The sequence below is a fragment of the Roseburia sp. 1XD42-34 genome, from assembly GCF_009917385.1.
GTDB lineage: Bacteria > Bacillota > Bacilli > Bacillales > Amphibacillaceae > Virgibacillus.
Genome location: NZ_QWLJ01000020.1, coordinates 55,217 through 71,755, shown reverse-complemented (window position 1 = coordinate 71,755; position 16,539 = coordinate 55,217). Strand labels below are relative to the sequence as shown.

The following is a 16,539-nucleotide window of genomic DNA, read 5'->3' as shown; positions in this document are numbered from 1 at the left end:
CGGTACAATACCGAATTCAGACCTTAATAGCTGCTTAGTAAAATTATCTGTCTAACTTTATGGGGTCACTTCAGAACTGGTGGTTTTGATTTTATTATTCCGTTACCATGCCATGAATTAATGTTGGAACTTCTATTTCACTTTCTGAAATTGAAATACTACCGTAAAGCTTTTCTTTCACTTCGTCGACATCTTCTGAATTAGCGTGAATTGTAAGTAAAGGTTCTCCCTCTTTTACTTCGTCCCCGATCTTCTTATGCAGAACAATACCAACAGCTAAGTCAATGACCGCATCCTTTGTTGCTCTTCCTGCACCTAGCATCATGGCTGCTGTTCCAATATCATCGGCTATGATTTCGGCAACCTTTCCAGAAGATTTAGCTGGCAACTCGATTTGATATGTTGCTTGCGGAAGAGACTCTGGTTGATCGACAACAGAAGCTTCTCCGCCTTGTGAGTCTAGGAAAATTTTAAATTGCTGTAATGCCTCACCATTATGGAGATTTTCTTCTAATTTTGCTCGAGCTTCTTTAATAGTTGTGGCCTGCTTTGCCAACACAACCATTTGACTTCCTAATGTCAAGCAAAGCTCTGTTAAATCTTCAGGTCCATTTCCTTGCAATGTTTCAATTGCTTCTTTTACCTCTAATGCATTTCCAATTGCATTACCAAGTGGTTGACTCATATCTGAAATAACCGCCATCGTATTTCTTCCGACTTTGTTTCCAATGGTAACCATAGCAGTAGCGAGTTCCCTTGCATCATCCAAATCTTTCATAAAAGCACCAGCGCCTGTTTTTACATCGAGCACAATCGCATCCGCGCCTGAAGCGATTTTTTTACTCATAATAGAACTAGCAATTAAAGGAATGGAGTTAACCGTTGCTGTCACATCTCTTAACCCATAAATTTTCTTATCTGCTGGAGTAAGGTTTCCTGATTGACCAACTACCGCTACTTTATTCTTGTTTACTAATTCAATGAATTCATCATTTGATATTTCAACATGAAAGCCTGGTACAGATTCCAGTTTATCAATCGTGCCACCTGTATGACCTAAACCCCTGCCACTCATTTTTGCTACAGGAACACCTAAAGAAGCTACTAACGGAGCAAGAATTAAAGTTGTTGTATCCCCAACGCCACCAGTGGAATGCTTATCTACTTTTATTCCCTCAATTGCCGATAAGTCAATTTGATCACCTGATTCTACCATTGCTTGAGTCAAATCCGCCCGTTCCTGAGCATTCATATCCTGAAAATAAATCGCCATTAATAATGCGCTAACTTGATAATCCGGAATTTCCCCGTTTGTATATCCTTGAATAAAAAATTTAATTTCCTCTTTTGTAAGTGCTTGGTTATCTCGTTTCTTCTCAATAATGTCATACATACGCATGTTTATCACCCTTACCTTTCAGGAATAGTTTGGATAACTTTCTTGACAAATTGCAGAAAAGACGCTTTCACTTGTTCAGTTGTTTCAATTACTTCATCGTGCGTTAATGGTTGATCGAGTATTCCGGCAGCCATATTTGAAATACAAGAAATACCTAATACCTCCATACCTGCATGAGCTGCTACAATGACTTCAGGAACCGTTGACATTCCCACTGCGTCTCCGCCCAACGTTCGAAGCATGCGAACTTCAGCAGGTGTCTCATAAGAAGGGCCTGTATTACCAACATATACCCCCTTCCGTATCGACAGACCAATCTCTCTAGCACAAGATTCCGCATGGGCAATCAACCTCTTGCTATATACTTCAGACATGTCAGGAAATCTCACTCCTAACCGCTCATCGTTTCTACCGATTAACGGATTTACACCCATATTGTTAATATGATCGGTAATTAACATCAGATTACCAGGCTGAAACTGCTCGTTAATTCCTCCAGCGGCATTCGTCACTAGAAGGGTTTCAATTCCAAGTTCCTTAAAAACACGTATTGGGAAAGTAACTTGTTGCATGGAATATCCTTCGTAATAGTGAAATCGACCTTGCATGGCAATCACTGGTTTACCTTTTAGCAGTCCGGATACTAATTGTCCCTTATGACCAGAAACCGTTGATTCTGGAAAGTCTGGTATCTCCTTATATGGAATCGTTACTGCATCTTCTATTTCTTCCGCTAAGACTCCGAGACCAGACCCAAGTATTAATCCGATTTTGGGTTTATGTGTTAGCCTTGTTTGTAAAAATGTACTCGCTTGTTGTATCGCTTCTTGATTCATTTCTATTCCCCCTCACCGTTTAAATTGTATTTAAAAAGCTTGTTCCGTGTTTTGGTAGTTTAACTTGAAAATTATCGGCAATGGTTGCCCCAATATCAGCAAACGTTTCACGAATTGGCAATTCCTTTCCTTCTTGTATACCAATATGATAAGCAAGTAATGGAACATATTCTCTCGTATGATCTGTCCCGTGATGAGTTGGGTCATTTCCGTGATCAGCAGTGATGATTAACAAATCGTCATCCTGTAACTTCTCTAATACTTCCTCAAGACGAGCATCATAAGCTTCCAAAGCTTCCGCATAACCGTCCGGATCGCGACGATGTCCATACTTCGCATCAAAATCCACTAAATTTAAAAAGCTAATTCCAGTAAAATCTTCCTGCATCGATTCTACTAATTTTGTCATTCCATCATCGTTATCTTTTGTACGGATAGCTTTTGTAACTCCCTCTCCATCGTAAATGTCAGATATTTTACCTAAAGCAATGACATCATAATTGTTCTCCTGCAATTCATTCATAACCGTTTTTCCAAACGGTTTTAATGCATAATCATGGCGATTTGCTGTTCGCTCAAATGCTCCAGGTTTTCCAATAAATGGACGAGCTATCACCCGACCAACCATATATTTTTCATCTAATGTTAGGTTACGAGCTATCTTACAAATACGATACTGTTCGTCAATGGGAATGATTTCTTCATGTGCCGCGATTTGCAAGACAGAATCAGCAGAAGTGTAGACGATTAAAGCTCCTGTTTCCATATGCTCTTCACCGAGCTCCTCAATAATTTTCGTCCCGGAGGCCGGTTTATTACCAATCACTGTACGTCCAGTCTGTTTCTCTAATTCTTGGATCAGTTCATCCGGAAATCCTTCTGGAAATGTGCGAAACGGTTGTTCAATATGCAGTCCCATGATTTCCCAATGACCTGTCATCGTATCTTTTCCATTGGAAGCTTCTTTCATTTTCGTATAATGTGCTTTTGGTGTAGCCGCTTTCTCAATTCCTTGAATCTCCCGGATATTACTTAACCCTAAACTTGCCATATTTGGCATACGAAGACCATTCCGATGAGCAGCAATATTTCCAAGTGTATCTGCTCCCCGATCATTAAATTTATCTGCGTCCGGCGCTTCTCCAATACCTACAGAGTCCATTACAACTAGAAAAATGCGTTTGAATTTTTTCAATGTTGTTCCCTCCTTATAGTTATTATGTTCCCGAAAATAATTGGAACTATGCTTTCATAGTGGTAGGATGTCAGACAACTGTCATAAAAAAATTATGCCCTTGGATGGTAATTTGTATAAACATCCTTTAGCCTTGATTTTGTTACATGTGTATAAATTTGTGTTGTTGAAATATCTACATGCCCAAGCATTTCTTGAACAAGGCGCAAATCAGCTCCATTTTCTAATAAATGTGTAGCAAAAGAGTGACGTAATGTATGAGGAGTAATTACTTTTGTTATTCCAGCTTCCAAAGCCCTTTTCTTTAAAATCTTCCAAAATCCTTGGCGTGATAAAGGTTTTCCGTGTTGATTGACAAACAAGTTAGCAGTTTCTGGATGATGCTTTATTAACTTTTCTCTTCCTTGTTGTAAATACGTTTCAATTGCGCGGATAGCTGTATTCCCAATTGGAACAATTCGTTCCTTAGATCCTTTGCCGACACATTGAACAAATCCCATTGTCAGGTGCAAATCCGAGATTTTCAATGTAATCATTTCAGTAACCCGTAAACCTGTTGCATAGAGAAGTTCGAACATCGCTTTGTTTCGTAACTGTAAAGGGCTTGTACATTGGATGTTTAAAAGCGCATCCATTTCTTTTATGGATAAAACATCTGGTAATTTACGGTCCTTTTTTGGTGTTTCAATATGCAAACTTGCATCGTGCGTTACCAGTTGCTCGCGAATTAAAAATTGATGAAATGCTCGAATCGATGAAATATGCCGAGCAATTGTCGCTGACGATTTATGATTGTCCTTTAAATTGTATAAAAATCCCGTCATATCTGCTCGTGTAACTTCTTCCCAATTGTTTTTTTGCACATTGGTTTTTAAATATTGGATATAGCTTGCGATATCTCTTTGATAGGAATCCAGCGTATTCTCTGCTAGCCCACGCTCAATTCGCAAATAATGAAAAAAATCTTCCGCACTATCTTGTAACATCTTTCTACTCCCCTAAACGGAAAAATAAATGAATACGCTCAAAAAAACTATGTTCCTCCGTATACACTTTCACCGCTGGCCCTTCTGGAGGATCATAACGGTGATAATGTTCGTATTCCGCATGCATGACGCGTAAACCGTAATAAAATAATAACGTGAACGCAATAAAGAGACAAAACACTTTTAACATGTCCAAAAGCATCATTTTCATATCCATTACTCCTCTAAAAAATATCTTTATAAAAGATATGCAAAAATAGAGGCGCAATATACATAGAAAACATAAGAAAAAAGCATTTCTAAGTAAAGGACCTTATCTTTAATTTACCGCTTTTATGTTCATTTGTAAATGATTTTCCATCATATAAGAAAATTAATGCGTATTTGTTTTTGAAAGTTGCTTAAGTAGTAGTTACAAAAAGTTTGTTGACTAATAACTTTTAGCAGTAGGAAAATAGAAAAACGGAATCTAATTATTGAAGTAGTGTCGTCGTATGTATTCTAACTTGCTTATCTGTTTTTTTCTAAGTAACAATACTATAAATACGTGCTCCTAGTATAGTCTACAAACTCAACTAGAAGCACTTACGGTTATAGTCTGGCACTGTTTACAGACTCCGTGAAACGTAAGCCGATGATCCTTTACCTGAAATCCCCATTCATTTTGGACGATTTTTTCAACCTCTTCCAGCAGATCCTCCTCTATTTCTTCTACGGAGCCACATTCAGAGCAAACGAGATGATGATGCGAGTGCTTTGCACCTTCTTTTCGCAGGTCGTAACGAGAGACACCATCCCCAAAATTTATTTTATCAACAATTTTTAATTCCGATAATAATTCCAATGTACGATATACAGTTGCCAAACCGATTTCTGGTGCTATTTCTTTCACAAGCAGATAAACATCTTCAGCACTCAAATGATCTTCTTCTCTTTCCAGCAAAACTCGGACAGTCGCCTCGCGCTGTGGCGTCAGCTTGTAACTTTGGGCGTGGAGCTGTTTTTTTATCCGATCGATTCGATGTTCCATTGGGCGATTACCTCCCTCATATCCCATCTATATTATATGCTTGGATGAAAATTGTGTCAAAGCAAAATACTATTAAATTATATTTAAAATAATTATAATATAATATTAATTATTATTAAAATGACCGAACCAACCACTGCATCGCTTCATTCGACACAAACGTCTCTAATAAGGCAGCTATACTAGCAAAAAGTATTAGCAAAGAAAATAGTAGTACATATCGCCCAAATGGTTGGAATACTGGCTGTGCAATTCTATTGGTAAATAATTTGCTCAACAATGTTAAGGAAAAAATCATTGCCAAACTCCCCGCTATTATATATACGGGTATGATGAGAAAATTTTGTGGTGCAATTGATAAACTTGCCAGTAAAAGCCCGTTCATGCCAAGCTGATTCACCATAAATCCTACGGAGAACCCTACTACCAAACCTTTAAGAAAGATGAGAATCCATACTAATGGCAACCCAATGACGGATAATCCTAACACGAATAAAAGCAACAAATACTTTATATGGTAGAAAAAGCTATTTTTAAAAATTTCTATATACGCTGCTTGTTCATTATCCGTTACCTGTTTAAAAAAGCGTTCCAAATAGAAGAACAAATCTTGTTTTTGTACAAAATTCATACTGTTAACGAGGATTGCACCAAATATAATACCTGTTAAAAACAGAATGACCATAAACAAATATATGGTGGTGTGCTCTTTGACATGGTTGATGAAAAGCGTTTTATTTTTATGCATTGGAATCCTCCATTCAATAAACTGCTATAGTAAAAACTATGAAGGTAACCAAGCAAAAATACCATTTTTCTATGAGCTTTCTATTAAATATGTTTGTAAATGAGAGGTTTGTTTTAGTGAAACTTTAGCAGGGTCCGGCTTAAGCGCCCAGCAACTAGGCGACTTCACTCCATTGCCCTACGATAAATCATCATTGGTTCGTACCTCACCGTGATTCCTAAAACTTTAGTTGCTTCGTTCCAGTCGCTACGTTGCTAAACGGGCCTTGCGCCTTTGTTCTTTGTACACATCTGCTACAAAGTGAATCTTCCATCAACAAGGGTTATTCATCCCCACTGATTGTTAATACCAAAATGGTATTATGATATGACCCTAAAGGCTAATTACGAAATAGACCATTATGGTGCTGCTATCTCCTACTTAGACTTATTGTAGTACGATTATCCAACTCCTAAGGGGAGGAGCCTACACTTTATATGCAGGGATAAACCATTTGCATTTCTTGCATCTCTATTTGATAGAGCCGTATTTTCCCCCACCACCTTCATGGACATGTAATTTACCATTTCGCATATCAATAATTGATTGAGCTATTGAATTTTGAACGACATTAGCAAGTTCCTCATAGGAAGCTTGATGGATAATGTACATCTCTGTGCCAAACTCATTTAACAGCTTCTCATATGTTTTCTTCCCTAAACCAGGCAAGTATTCTAACGGTACTTGATACGTATAGCCTGGTCTAGAAGTACGCCCTTGATTGATATCTTTTAACGCTGCTATTCGGTCTGCTACCCCTTTGACGTATTTTCTCGAATGACAGGTCGGACAAATAGATTCGTCCCCTTTTAACTGTGATAAGCATTGCCTGCATACGGTTCTATAGTATTTCCCTAGTTTCGGGTTCATACCATAGTTTTCTTTGATATGTCTCCCGTTTTTGTTAGCTAATACGTAGCGAAATTCCTTAAAGGACGGATGTTTCATTTGCAAATGCTGATATTCACGGGCAATTTTTCTTAATGAATGTGCATCAGAATTGGTGAGATACGTAAAGGCATGTAATTCCTTTATTTGATCAGCCATGTACGTATCAGCACTTAGCCCTAGTTCGACCCCATCGATAAGATCTGCAGATAATATCTCTGTTAATGATTGTAAAACGCCTTTTCCATACAAGCTTTTAAATGGTGTAAATATATGGGCAGGGATAAACACCCCTTCTAGTTCTTTTACCTTCCATTGCAACTCAATTGCAGTACCATAAAAGCGTTGTGAGCTTAACGAAATATTTTTCATTCGTTTTCGCAGCCAATCAGAAAACATCTCCATTTCATGGATACTAGGAAAATAACAAAGGACATGAACCGGTCCTTGACAACGCTCATCATACACTTCAATTTCTGAACCTAACAGAAGGGTGACCGACTCAAATCGAACACCGCCTTCCTCTAACTCAGTAGCAACCCCTTGAGAAATCAGCTGTTTTAGCTCCTGCAACACTGCAGGAGCTTGACAATCAACTATACCGATCATATCAATTCCTTTATTTCTACTTGCTTCTTTTAAAATAGCTGGTAATGTTAAGTTGTTAGAGGCAGTAATCTTAACCGGCTTGTGAAACATATCGCGACCAATATGGACATGTAAGTCCGCAGTATAGACAGATACCATGTTAACTTAACCCCAACGCATGCAAATAAAGGATAGCATAGTTGGTTTTTGCATCATGAATACGTTCTTCCTCTACATATTGTTTTGCTTCTTCTAACGTTAGCTCAACAATTTCAATAAACTCATCCTCATCCCCTGCTACTTTTTCTTCCAACGGTTGCAACTGATTGGTAATATATATGTGCATTAATTCGTCTGCAAAACCTGGGGACGAATAAAAAGAAGTAACAAATGACAATTCATCCGTGGTGTACCCTGTCTCTTCCTCTAATTCACGGATTGCTGTAGTTTCTGGTTCTTCACCGGGCTCAAGCTTGCCAGCAGGGATTTCTAAAATAGACTTTTCTAATGGTTTGCGATATTGTTCAACCAATACAATTTTATTTTCTTTCGTTATTGGAATAACAGCTACCGCTCCAGGATGCTTAATGATCTCTCTTTTCGCTTCCTTACCATTCGGCAAACTGACGTCATCGACTTGTAAATGTACCACATGCCCTTTATATATCTGCTTAGAACGTATCGTCTTTTCTTCAAATTTTCTCATATTTATCACCCTTGTTTTCATTCGCTTCTTTCTTATCTTATCATAAATTATCCGTGTTATGGATTGTTTTCAACATGATAAGTCGGTAAAATGGATGTATTAATGGAGGTACTTTTCGTTTATTTATCTTTTAATCAATTAACCTTAACCTCCTTAAAGACTCTACTTCATATGATACTTAGAAGTCTAGCAAAAACGACTCACTGTTATAGTCTACCATTTCTTCTTTGTTGATTTTTGAACTCGAAAAGTGAAAGGAGAATAACAATGAAAGTAAACCAGCTTGGCAAATCACAGATTTATCTGTCTGAATTGACTTTAGGATGTATGTCGCTAGGAACAGATGTACAAACAGCAAAACACATCATAGACTATGCTCTAGACAATGGGATTAACCATTTAGATACAGCGGATTTATACGATTTTGGGGAAAATGAAAGAATTATTGGGGAAGCACTAAAACAAAAGCGAGAACGAGTTATTTTAACTACCAAAGTAGGCAATCACTTTGATAAAGCAAACAAGACCTGGTTCTGGGATCCAACAAAAAAACATATCCAAAATGGGGTTAAGGAAAGCTTACAACGTCTACAAACAGATTACATTGACTTTTATATGTTGCATGGAGGTACTATAGAAGATCCAATTGAAGAGACCATCGAAGCTTTTGAGGAACTGAAGCAAGAAGGACTCATTCGAGCTTATGGAATATCATCCATTCGACCGAATGTCATCCGCGAGTATGTGAAAAAATCCTCTATCGACGGTGTTATGATGCAGTATAGTTTATTGGATCGTCGACCTGAAGAGGAAATGCTTGATTTGTTACATGAAAATCAGATCAGCGTTTTAGCAAGAGGACCTTTAGCAAAAGGTATTTTGAGTAACAACGGCTATAATCAGATAAACAAGAAAGCAAAAGATGGTCTCCTCGGATATTCATATGAAGAACTCCACCAACTATACGAGCAACTCACTTCGCTTGCCGAACCATTTAAGCTGAATGAGCTTGCATTACTATATGTCTTACAACATCCAGCTGTAGCTAGTGCAGTGTTCGGCGCAAGTTCGGTGGATCAGCTGAAAGCAACACTTACAAATAGCAGCAATAAGGGTCTTTCAAATCAGTTGTATAAGCAATTAAAAGCATTAACCAAAGCGCTTACGTATGAAGCTCATCGCTAACGAAAAGTTCTTTCAAAGCCTACTAACCTAATTGGAAGAAAAAAGCAATGCTCTAGGGACAAATGGAGGCCGAGCAACTAAACGAATAACCCTGAAGATGGTTTGATGCATCTAGCTTCAGAAATAGCGGGCGAAAAGGGGTCCGAGAACCTACAGCGCATTAACACGAGAAGACTCGCCACTGAAAAGAGAAGTATATTTCTAAAGCGGCTTATATATCCCATTATTTCTAGATAGTCTACTTAAAAATGAAACTGAATCTGTGAGGATTTTCTTTTCCAACTAAATGAAGTAAATCAAAGGCTAAAAATAAAAAAAGAGAAACACTTTTTCTGCGCCTCCAGAAATGGATGTCTTATCAGGTCTAACGATGTAGAATTCAGGTGCCATCACCCCTACTTTTGAGTTTTATATATCTACAGAGCTTCCCCAAAGCGGGGGTTTTTGGCATGTTACATTGGAAAAATATGTGTCGCAGCCTTTATTACTCCATGGACTTCTTTAAGAAATCATACTTTAGTAATCAATTGGTGTTTAGAAATAAAGGGATTTAAAATACCCTCCTGGCTTTTCAAACGAAATAATCCGTGCTCATAATCAAGTGTTAGTTTATCAGAGAAAAATATTTCTTGTTGCTCTTCTACAAATGTTAGCATTCTTGGGTTAAACACGCACTTATAACTTGATTTTCGCTGTTTTACAAAGCGAATTGTCGCCATACCATTCACCCCACAACCGCAACCTTCTGTGTCATACCATAACAGTAAATACGAAGAAGTTTGTGGCTGTATAGCTTCCAATTCCCCCCAAGCTTTATCCGTTATTAATAGTTCCATTTTTAACCCCCTTTATTCACGATTATTTTCTGGTAAACTGATTTCGTAACAGCTTTTCAGTAGCCGTTGGAAATATCTGGTATATTCGACTACCAATATCCATCCACAACGGTAAATTAATTTCTCTTTTTGGAGTAAATAAATAGCGAACGATTTTTTTGGCTACCTTGTCTGGATCTAATATGTACCGTGCCACATTTTTCTCATAATTACCAGTCGGATCAGCAGTAAGGAAAAAATTCGTTTTCACTGGTCCTAAGTTCACAGCTGTTACATTAATATTACTTGCAGCCAACTCAAGACGGAGCCCATTTGAAAACCCGATTACCGCATGTTTTGTCGCTGCATAAATCGCCGCTTTGGGGGTAGCTACTTTACCCGCCTGTGATGCAATATTGATAATATGCGCTATTGGCTGTTGTTGAAAATAAGGCAGTAATTGCTTTGTTATAAAGATTAAAGCTGTTACATTTAATTGAAACATAGCATTAACTTCATCTTCTCTTATATCTTTTACTTCCGAAAAAATTCCTATTCCTGCATTGTTAACAAGACCTTGGATAGGGTCATGCTTTATAGTAAGCTCACTAATAGCTCCACTTATCGCTTTTTTGTCTCGTAAATCAATGGAATAAATCGGACTTTGTATATGAAAAGATTGATATATACCATCACTCAATTGCTGTAATTTATCTTGTGAACGAGCTAATAAGATGGGAACACCCCCATTCTTTGCGATATGCCATGCTAATTTTTCGCCAATACCACTCGATGCCCCAGTAATAATTATTTTTTTATTAATCAATGATGCTTGCTTCATATACTATTTTTCCGTCCTCTTTTCTTTTTTTCACTCGTTTTAAGGCTTCCAAATAATCTAATTGCCCAATCGTTTCTGACATGGTTAAGTCAATTTGTTTTTTAAACTGCTTCGGAAAAAGTTTAGTACATATTTCATATGGCGTTAACACACTTCTACTCTGCTGTAGAATATCATAAACGAAATCTGCCCTCTCCTCCTGTTTTGTTAAACGTGATAAGATTAATCTTTGTGGATTCTTCACAATCTCGCCATGACCGGGTAACACTTTTTTCACACCTAGATCAACACATTTTTGCAAGTTTTCCCGATATTGTAACATAGGTTGCGGCCGATGCTCAATCGTTTCTCCTATTTCTGGGGGTTCAATAATCGGGTTGGAAGAAATATGTTGCAATAGATGATCTCCGCCAATTAGAAGATGGTCATGAACACGTAAAAACGACAGATGACTTTGTGCATGCCCTTTTGTTTCAATCACTTTCCATTCTGGATGTCCAGGCAACGTATCACCTTCAACAAGAGGAATAGTCACTTCTCCTTTCCCTGCAAAATCCACTGAAGCCTCTAGCTGGTCTAAAGCATGGTAGAAAACTTTAGGAATGCCACTTTCAAAAAAGTATTGTTCAAAGAAATGCATATAATGAGCCAAATAATGCTGATCCCTTGTAAGCCATCGGTTGACATCCGGGTGAGCAGCAATGTGCTTTGCTTTAGGAAATTGTTCTGTTAAGCCGATATGATCAGGATGGTGATGGGTTATAATAATTTGTTCAATATCATTTGGTCGATACCCGAGTTCCTTTAATTGAAACGTTAACGCTTCCCATGCTTCCTTTGTTTTCACTCCTGCGTCTACGATAGATAATGTATCTCCTGCTAACATATATACATGCACATCTCCTACTGCAAAGGGAGTGGGCAAGGTTATCTGACTAATTGTCTGTTCAATTACTTTCATTCGTTTGATTCCTCCAACTGAATCATCATTCATTTTTATATATTGTACTCTCTTTACAACATATTGTCGATTGTTTTAACTGGTTTTCCATTCAACCACGGATTGATACCCCTCATCTTTACTGCTAAAATGAGGATTAACTATTTCCATCCCAATCTGTGTATGTAAAGATGATTAAATGACTAATATTTGACCGTTTCTAAGGAAAACCTTTATGCTAAAAATAAATCCGTGGAGAGCGTGTAAAAAGCAAGAATAAGAAGAACAGGAACTTCAAAGCGATAGATTGAATAGCCTAAATATAGAACGGCCAAAAAAAGAGAAAAATACCACCGTTTAAGCAACCTCTATATAAGGGTAAATAACTATCATGCATGTTCTTTAATTATAAGAGGTGAAATTAAAGAGTGAAACCAACTATATACGCTCACCGTGGAGCAAGCAGCTATGCTCCGGAAAATACCATGGCTGCATTTCAATTAGCGTTTCAGATGCAAGCAGAAGGAATTGAAACAGATGTCCAACTAACGAAAGATCAGATACCAGTCCTTTTTCATGATGAGCATGTAAAACGAACCACCAATAGCATGGGTTACATTAAAGATTTCACATATCGTGAACTATGTCAACTTGATGCAGGAAGCTGGTTTTCGCCAAAATTTACTGGGACACCAATTCCAACGTTAGAAGAATTTCTGACTTGGATTAAATCGAAGCCACTATATTTAAATATTGAACTAAAAAATAATAAAGTGGAATATAATCATATTGAGGCAATCGTTTATGAATATCTCTTCACTCATCAACTGATAAACCGAACTACCATCTCTACATTTAATGCAGATAGCGTTAGAAAATTGGCTGCATATAAAAAAACTGTAGAAATAGGTTTCTTAACTTCACGAAGATATCGGCACCCTGTACATGTTGCAAAAGAATTAGGGGCAAATGCACTGCATTTAAATTATAAACGAATAACACCAAAAATAGTCGCTGCTGCTACTGAACATAAAATGAAACTAAGACTATATACTATCAACCGCCCGGCACATCTTATTCGTTCTATTCAATACGGTGTGGATGGGATATTTACGGATGTGCCTGATCAGGCATTGTATTATAGAAACCTTTTGTACAATCGGTAAGGCGTATATTTCAAACAGCACACTACAGTAACACATCGACGTTTCTAGTTGGCTTGTTTTTCTCTTCGAAAAAGTGCCCCTTTGTTGCAAACTTTCCTGCGAGAGAATAGGTTTCAAGGAAGCGACTAGTAGTGCTCATGTATTTAATACATACGCCTTCCTTCTAAAACATCCCTCTTCCTGTGGAGGAGTCTAGAATCAGTACATGCTGTATAGGCGTATTACTCAAAACTTCAGCGTCTCGAACTAAGACACCATGATGTTACGGTGCACGCAGAAAAAGTAGTTTCTTTTGAAGGGAACTTAAGACCTTAGTCCTGGTTATCTTCTATAGTCATTGCCGAATTTGTGTTGAAAAGGATACTATTCTAAACAAAAGCTATCGCGAATGAAGTATAATAAACATAATAGCTCATTAGTTATTTGTACATAGAATGGAGGGATAACGATGGAAGTGATTTTTCTTGGTACTGGAGCTGGAGTTCCCTCCAAAGAAAGAAACGTTTCTGCTATAGCGTTATCATTATTACAAGAACAAAATAGTATTTGGTTGTTTGATTGTGGAGAAGCAACACAGCATCAAATTTTGCATACAAATCTGAAGCCACGTAAGATAAATAAAATATTTATTACCCATATGCATGGCGATCATATTTATGGCTTACCTGGTTTTCTAAGTAGTCGTTCTTTTCAAGGAGGAGACACACCGTTAACCATCTATGGCCCAAAGGGATTAAAACAATATGTCGAAACAAGCTTGGCTTTGAGTGAAACACATTTAACTTATGACCTATCTTTCGTTGCAGTAACCGATCAAATGATCATTGATACAGAGCAGTTTCAAGTTTTTGTTCAATTATTAGAACACGGAATTCCGTGCTTTGGCTATCGCGTTGTTGAAAAAGATAAGCCAGGAGAATTACTCGTTAATAAACTAAAGGATAAAGGAATTGAACCAGGTCCCATCTATCAGGAAATAAAAGAAAACGAACATGTCACCATACCTCACATAGGGACTATCTACCGAAAAGAAGTGTTGGGAGAGCCAAAAAAAGGAAAAATTGTTTCTGTGATTAGTGATACTCGATTTTCTAAAGACCACATACGCTTGGCTCAAAATGCCGATATGCTTATTCATGAAGCGACCTTTGGAAAAGATAAACAAAATCTTGCACACCGTTACTTCCATTCTACTACGTTAGAAGCCGCACAATTAGCGAGTGAAAGTAATTGTAAACAGCTCATTTTGACGCATATTTCTTCGCGTTACCAGCAAGAAGCAACTGCACAGCTGTTACAGGAAGCCCGAGAGATATTTCCCAATACAGAATTAGCCAATGATTTTTCCAGATTTACCATTACATAGAGGAGGGCTTTCATTGACGAACATAGCACAAATTGTTGCCAACCAGCGAACGTTTTTTCTTAATGGAAATACGATGGATTATATAGTTCGTAAGCAACAGCTACAAAAATTAAAATTAATGTTAAAGGAAAATGAAGCAAGCATCTATCAAGCATTAAAGACTGATTTAAATAAATCAAAACACGAAACACTAACAACTGAATTAGGCTTTTTATTCATGGAAATTGACCATACGCTAAAACAATTGCAAAATTGGGTGGAGCCGATTAAAGTATCTGCACCGATTACCCATAAAGGTACCAAGAATTATATAATTAAAGAACCTCTCGGAGTTTGTTTGGTCATTTCACCTTGGAACTATCCACTACAGCTAGCACTTGCACCAGCAATTGGCGCACTTGCTGCTGGCAATTGTGTCATCATTAAACCATCAGAAGAAGCTAAAGCAACTTCAGCCTTATTAAAAAAGTTAACGGAAACTTATTTTGACCCCTCATATTTAACCGTTGTGGAAGGGGAAAAGGAAACTGCACAGGAATTATTACAACAACGGTTTGATTATATCTTTTTCACTGGAAGCACAGCAGTTGGAAGGATCATTATGAGGGAAGCTAGTAAGCATCTTACACCAGTTACTTTAGAACTCGGCGGCAAAAGCCCTGTGATTGTAGATAAAGATGCTAACATTAATCTTGCTGCAAAAAGAATTGTATGGGGAAAATTTACAAACGCTGGACAAACGTGTGTAGCGCCAGATTATTTATATGTACACGAAAAAGTGAAATTTAAATTACTCAAAGCTATGAAAAAATATATACGCAACTTTTATGGCCGTAATCCTTTATCCAATAAAGATTATATTCGAATTATTAACGAAAAACATTTTAATCGCTTATCAAACTATCTAGTAAATGGGTCGATTGTACATGGCGGGTCAACAGATCCGATCACATTAAAAATAGAACCGACTATTATTGATAAAATCACATGGGACGATCCTGTTATGCAAGAGGAAATATTTGGGCCTATCCTACCTGTTTTAACGTTTGATGAAATCGAAGAGGCTGTTAGTGTAATTCGAAAGCAAGAAAAACCGCTAGCTTTATATTATTTCGGTGAAAACGGGAACACGCAGCAACAGATTATGCAATATCTCTCCTTTGGAGGCGGCAGTATTAATGACACTGTTTTTCATCTGGCGAATCCGCATCTTCCTTTTGGCGGCGTTGGTGAAAGTGGAATGGGAGCTTATCATGGTAAATACAGCTTTGATACATTTTCTCACAAAAAAAGCATCATGAAGCAATCAACTAAATTTGATGTCCCATTTCGTTATCCAGGTGGTAAATTATCGGAGACCATTTTGAAAAAAATTATGAAGTAATAGGTATGAAGGAACAAAGGCGCAGAGCGCACGGTTAGCAACGTAGCGAATGGAACGAATCAACGAAAGATAAAGGGAGCGGGGTTTTTCTTCATCCCCGCTGATGGTTAGTATTACAAAGGTATGACCTAAAGGCCTTTGAACGAATCAGGGATTTAGGTGCTGTTACCTCCGCTTCGACTTGTTCGTCTCACATCTTCCATTCTTAGACCGTGGGAGTTTACAACGCCTTTTTTACGGGATAAAGGAATCATGCCACTAAAACTGGGGCTGGGCGGCAAACCTGTTGTAGTTGGCCTTCCTCTTACAGGCGAACCGATGAGGCCTTATCGTAGGGTGCATTTCTAAAGTCGCATCGTTCCTGAGAATGGAGCCGGACATGACTAGTCGGTTATTTCGTTCTCCACAAGCACCTCATTTTTACTTT

At 37.8% G+C, this 16,539-nt stretch carries 16 protein-coding genes; 4 read left to right on the top strand and 12 right to left on the bottom strand.

The genetic code is table 11. The features are described from left to right. Window positions 1-94: 94 nt before the first annotated feature. The 9 genes from D1839_RS12210 to D1839_RS12170 all read right to left on the bottom strand — a co-directional run bounded on the left by D1839_RS12210 (window position 95) and on the right by D1839_RS12170 (window position 8,415). The gene (locus tag D1839_RS12210) at window positions 95-1,399 is read right to left on the bottom strand and encodes a pyrimidine-nucleoside phosphorylase (protein WP_120380186.1); all 1,305 of its coding nucleotides are present in this window, start codon (window positions 1,397-1,399) and stop codon (window positions 95-97) included. An 11-nt stretch (window positions 1,400-1,410) separates the two neighbouring features. Beyond that, entirely contained in the window at window positions 1,411-2,235 is an 825-nt protein-coding gene (locus D1839_RS12205; RefSeq protein WP_120380185.1) for a purine-nucleoside phosphorylase, read from the bottom strand. Window positions 2,236-2,254: 19 nt separating this feature from the next. Continuing rightward, window positions 2,255-3,430: a phosphopentomutase gene (gene deoB / locus D1839_RS12200; protein WP_120380184.1), complete on the bottom strand. Its 1,176-nt coding sequence runs from the start codon at window positions 3,428-3,430 to the stop codon at window positions 2,255-2,257. Window positions 3,431-3,522: 92 nt separating this feature from the next. Continuing rightward, entirely contained in the window at window positions 3,523-4,416 is an 894-nt protein-coding gene (gene xerD / locus D1839_RS12195) for a site-specific tyrosine recombinase XerD (RefSeq protein ID WP_120380183.1), read from the bottom strand. A 4-nt stretch (window positions 4,417-4,420) separates the two neighbouring features. Beyond that, window positions 4,421-4,627: a DUF4227 family protein gene (locus tag D1839_RS12190; RefSeq protein WP_120380182.1), complete on the bottom strand. Its 207-nt coding sequence runs from the start codon at window positions 4,625-4,627 to the stop codon at window positions 4,421-4,423. Between the two features lie 360 nt (window positions 4,628-4,987). Further along, window positions 4,988-5,446, bottom strand: coding sequence for a ferric iron uptake transcriptional regulator (gene fur, locus D1839_RS12185; RefSeq protein ID WP_050353001.1), 459 nt, complete (start codon window positions 5,444-5,446; stop codon window positions 4,988-4,990). A gap of 115 nt (window positions 5,447-5,561) precedes the next feature. After that, a complete protein-coding gene (gene spoIIM / locus D1839_RS12180; RefSeq protein ID WP_120380181.1) occupies window positions 5,562-6,194 on the bottom strand; it encodes a stage II sporulation protein M in 633 nt (210 codons plus the stop codon). 510 nt (window positions 6,195-6,704) lie between these two features. Beyond that, entirely contained in the window at window positions 6,705-7,868 is a 1,164-nt protein-coding gene (locus D1839_RS12175; RefSeq protein ID WP_120380180.1) for an endonuclease Q family protein, read from the bottom strand. A 1-nt stretch (window position 7,869) separates the two neighbouring features. Further along, window positions 7,870-8,415 carry an NUDIX hydrolase gene (locus D1839_RS12170; RefSeq protein WP_120380179.1) on the bottom strand — a complete coding sequence of 182 codons (546 nt, stop codon included), beginning with the start codon at window positions 8,413-8,415 and terminating at the stop codon, window positions 7,870-7,872. 267 nt (window positions 8,416-8,682) lie between these two features. Here D1839_RS12170 and D1839_RS12165 point away from each other — a divergent pair, with 267 nt between their 5' ends. Further along, window positions 8,683-9,600, top strand: a complete 918-nt coding sequence (locus D1839_RS12165; protein WP_120380178.1) for an aldo/keto reductase — start codon at window positions 8,683-8,685, stop codon at window positions 9,598-9,600. Window positions 9,601-10,109: 509 nt separating this feature from the next. On the opposite strand, the gene D1839_RS12160 is transcribed toward D1839_RS12165, so the two are convergent. From D1839_RS12160 to D1839_RS12150, 3 genes are read right to left on the bottom strand one after another with little or no spacing between them, the layout of a single operon-like run. Then, the gene (locus D1839_RS12160) at window positions 10,110-10,436 is read right to left on the bottom strand and encodes an iron-sulfur cluster biosynthesis family protein (protein WP_120380177.1); all 327 of its coding nucleotides are present in this window, start codon (window positions 10,434-10,436) and stop codon (window positions 10,110-10,112) included. A gap of 22 nt (window positions 10,437-10,458) precedes the next feature. Then, a complete protein-coding gene (locus D1839_RS12155) occupies window positions 10,459-11,256 on the bottom strand; it encodes an SDR family NAD(P)-dependent oxidoreductase (RefSeq protein ID WP_120380176.1) in 798 nt (265 codons plus the stop codon). Then, window positions 11,234-12,217: an MBL fold metallo-hydrolase gene (locus D1839_RS12150; protein WP_120380175.1), complete on the bottom strand. Its 984-nt coding sequence runs from the start codon at window positions 12,215-12,217 to the stop codon at window positions 11,234-11,236. Before D1839_RS12150 ends, D1839_RS12155 begins: the two co-directional genes overlap by 23 nt. Window positions 12,218-12,624: 407 nt before the next feature. Here D1839_RS12150 and D1839_RS12145 point away from each other — a divergent pair, with 407 nt between their 5' ends. The 3 genes from D1839_RS12145 to D1839_RS12135 all read left to right on the top strand — a co-directional run bounded on the left by D1839_RS12145 (window position 12,625) and on the right by D1839_RS12135 (window position 16,112). Further along, window positions 12,625-13,362, top strand: a complete 738-nt coding sequence (locus D1839_RS12145; protein ID WP_120380174.1) for a glycerophosphodiester phosphodiesterase — start codon at window positions 12,625-12,627, stop codon at window positions 13,360-13,362. 448 nt (window positions 13,363-13,810) lie between these two features. After that, window positions 13,811-14,728, top strand: coding sequence for a ribonuclease Z (gene rnz, locus D1839_RS12140; protein ID WP_120380173.1), 918 nt, complete (start codon window positions 13,811-13,813; stop codon window positions 14,726-14,728). A 13-nt stretch (window positions 14,729-14,741) separates the two neighbouring features. Then, window positions 14,742-16,112 carry an aldehyde dehydrogenase gene (locus tag D1839_RS12135; RefSeq protein ID WP_199690105.1) on the top strand — a complete coding sequence of 457 codons (1,371 nt, stop codon included), beginning with the start codon at window positions 14,742-14,744 and terminating at the stop codon, window positions 16,110-16,112. Window positions 16,113-16,539 lie beyond the last annotated feature (427 nt).

What these genes read in the sequence shown, in the direction of transcription:
- xerD (WP_120380183.1), bottom strand. Translation starts at nt 4,416, where the DNA reads ATGTTACAAGATAGTGCGGAAGATTTTTTTCATTATTTGCGAATTGAG.
- fur (WP_050353001.1), bottom strand. Translation starts at nt 5,446, where the DNA reads ATGGAACATCGAATCGATCGGATAAAAAAACAGCTCCACGCCCAAAGT.
- D1839_RS12170 (WP_120380179.1), bottom strand. Translation starts at nt 8,415, where the DNA reads ATGAGAAAATTTGAAGAAAAGACGATACGTTCTAAGCAGATATATAAA.
- D1839_RS12190 (WP_120380182.1), bottom strand. Translation starts at nt 4,627, where the DNA reads ATGAAAATGATGCTTTTGGACATGTTAAAAGTGTTTTGTCTCTTTATT.
- D1839_RS12205 (WP_120380185.1), bottom strand. Translation starts at nt 2,235, where the DNA reads ATGAATCAAGAAGCGATACAACAAGCGAGTACATTTTTACAAACAAGG.
- D1839_RS12175 (WP_120380180.1), bottom strand. Translation starts at nt 7,868, where the DNA reads ATGGTATCTGTCTATACTGCGGACTTACATGTCCATATTGGTCGCGAT.
- D1839_RS12165 (WP_120380178.1), top strand. Translation starts at nt 8,683, where the DNA reads ATGAAAGTAAACCAGCTTGGCAAATCACAGATTTATCTGTCTGAATTG.
- D1839_RS12160 (WP_120380177.1), bottom strand. Translation starts at nt 10,436, where the DNA reads ATGGAACTATTAATAACGGATAAAGCTTGGGGGGAATTGGAAGCTATA.
- D1839_RS12210 (WP_120380186.1), bottom strand. Translation starts at nt 1,399, where the DNA reads ATGCGTATGTATGACATTATTGAGAAGAAACGAGATAACCAAGCACTT.
- D1839_RS12155 (WP_120380176.1), bottom strand. Translation starts at nt 11,256, where the DNA reads ATGAAGCAAGCATCATTGATTAATAAAAAAATAATTATTACTGGGGCA.
- D1839_RS12150 (WP_120380175.1), bottom strand. Translation starts at nt 12,217, where the DNA reads ATGAAAGTAATTGAACAGACAATTAGTCAGATAACCTTGCCCACTCCC.
- spoIIM (WP_120380181.1), bottom strand. Translation starts at nt 6,194, where the DNA reads ATGCATAAAAATAAAACGCTTTTCATCAACCATGTCAAAGAGCACACC.
- rnz (WP_120380173.1), top strand. Translation starts at nt 13,811, where the DNA reads ATGGAAGTGATTTTTCTTGGTACTGGAGCTGGAGTTCCCTCCAAAGAA.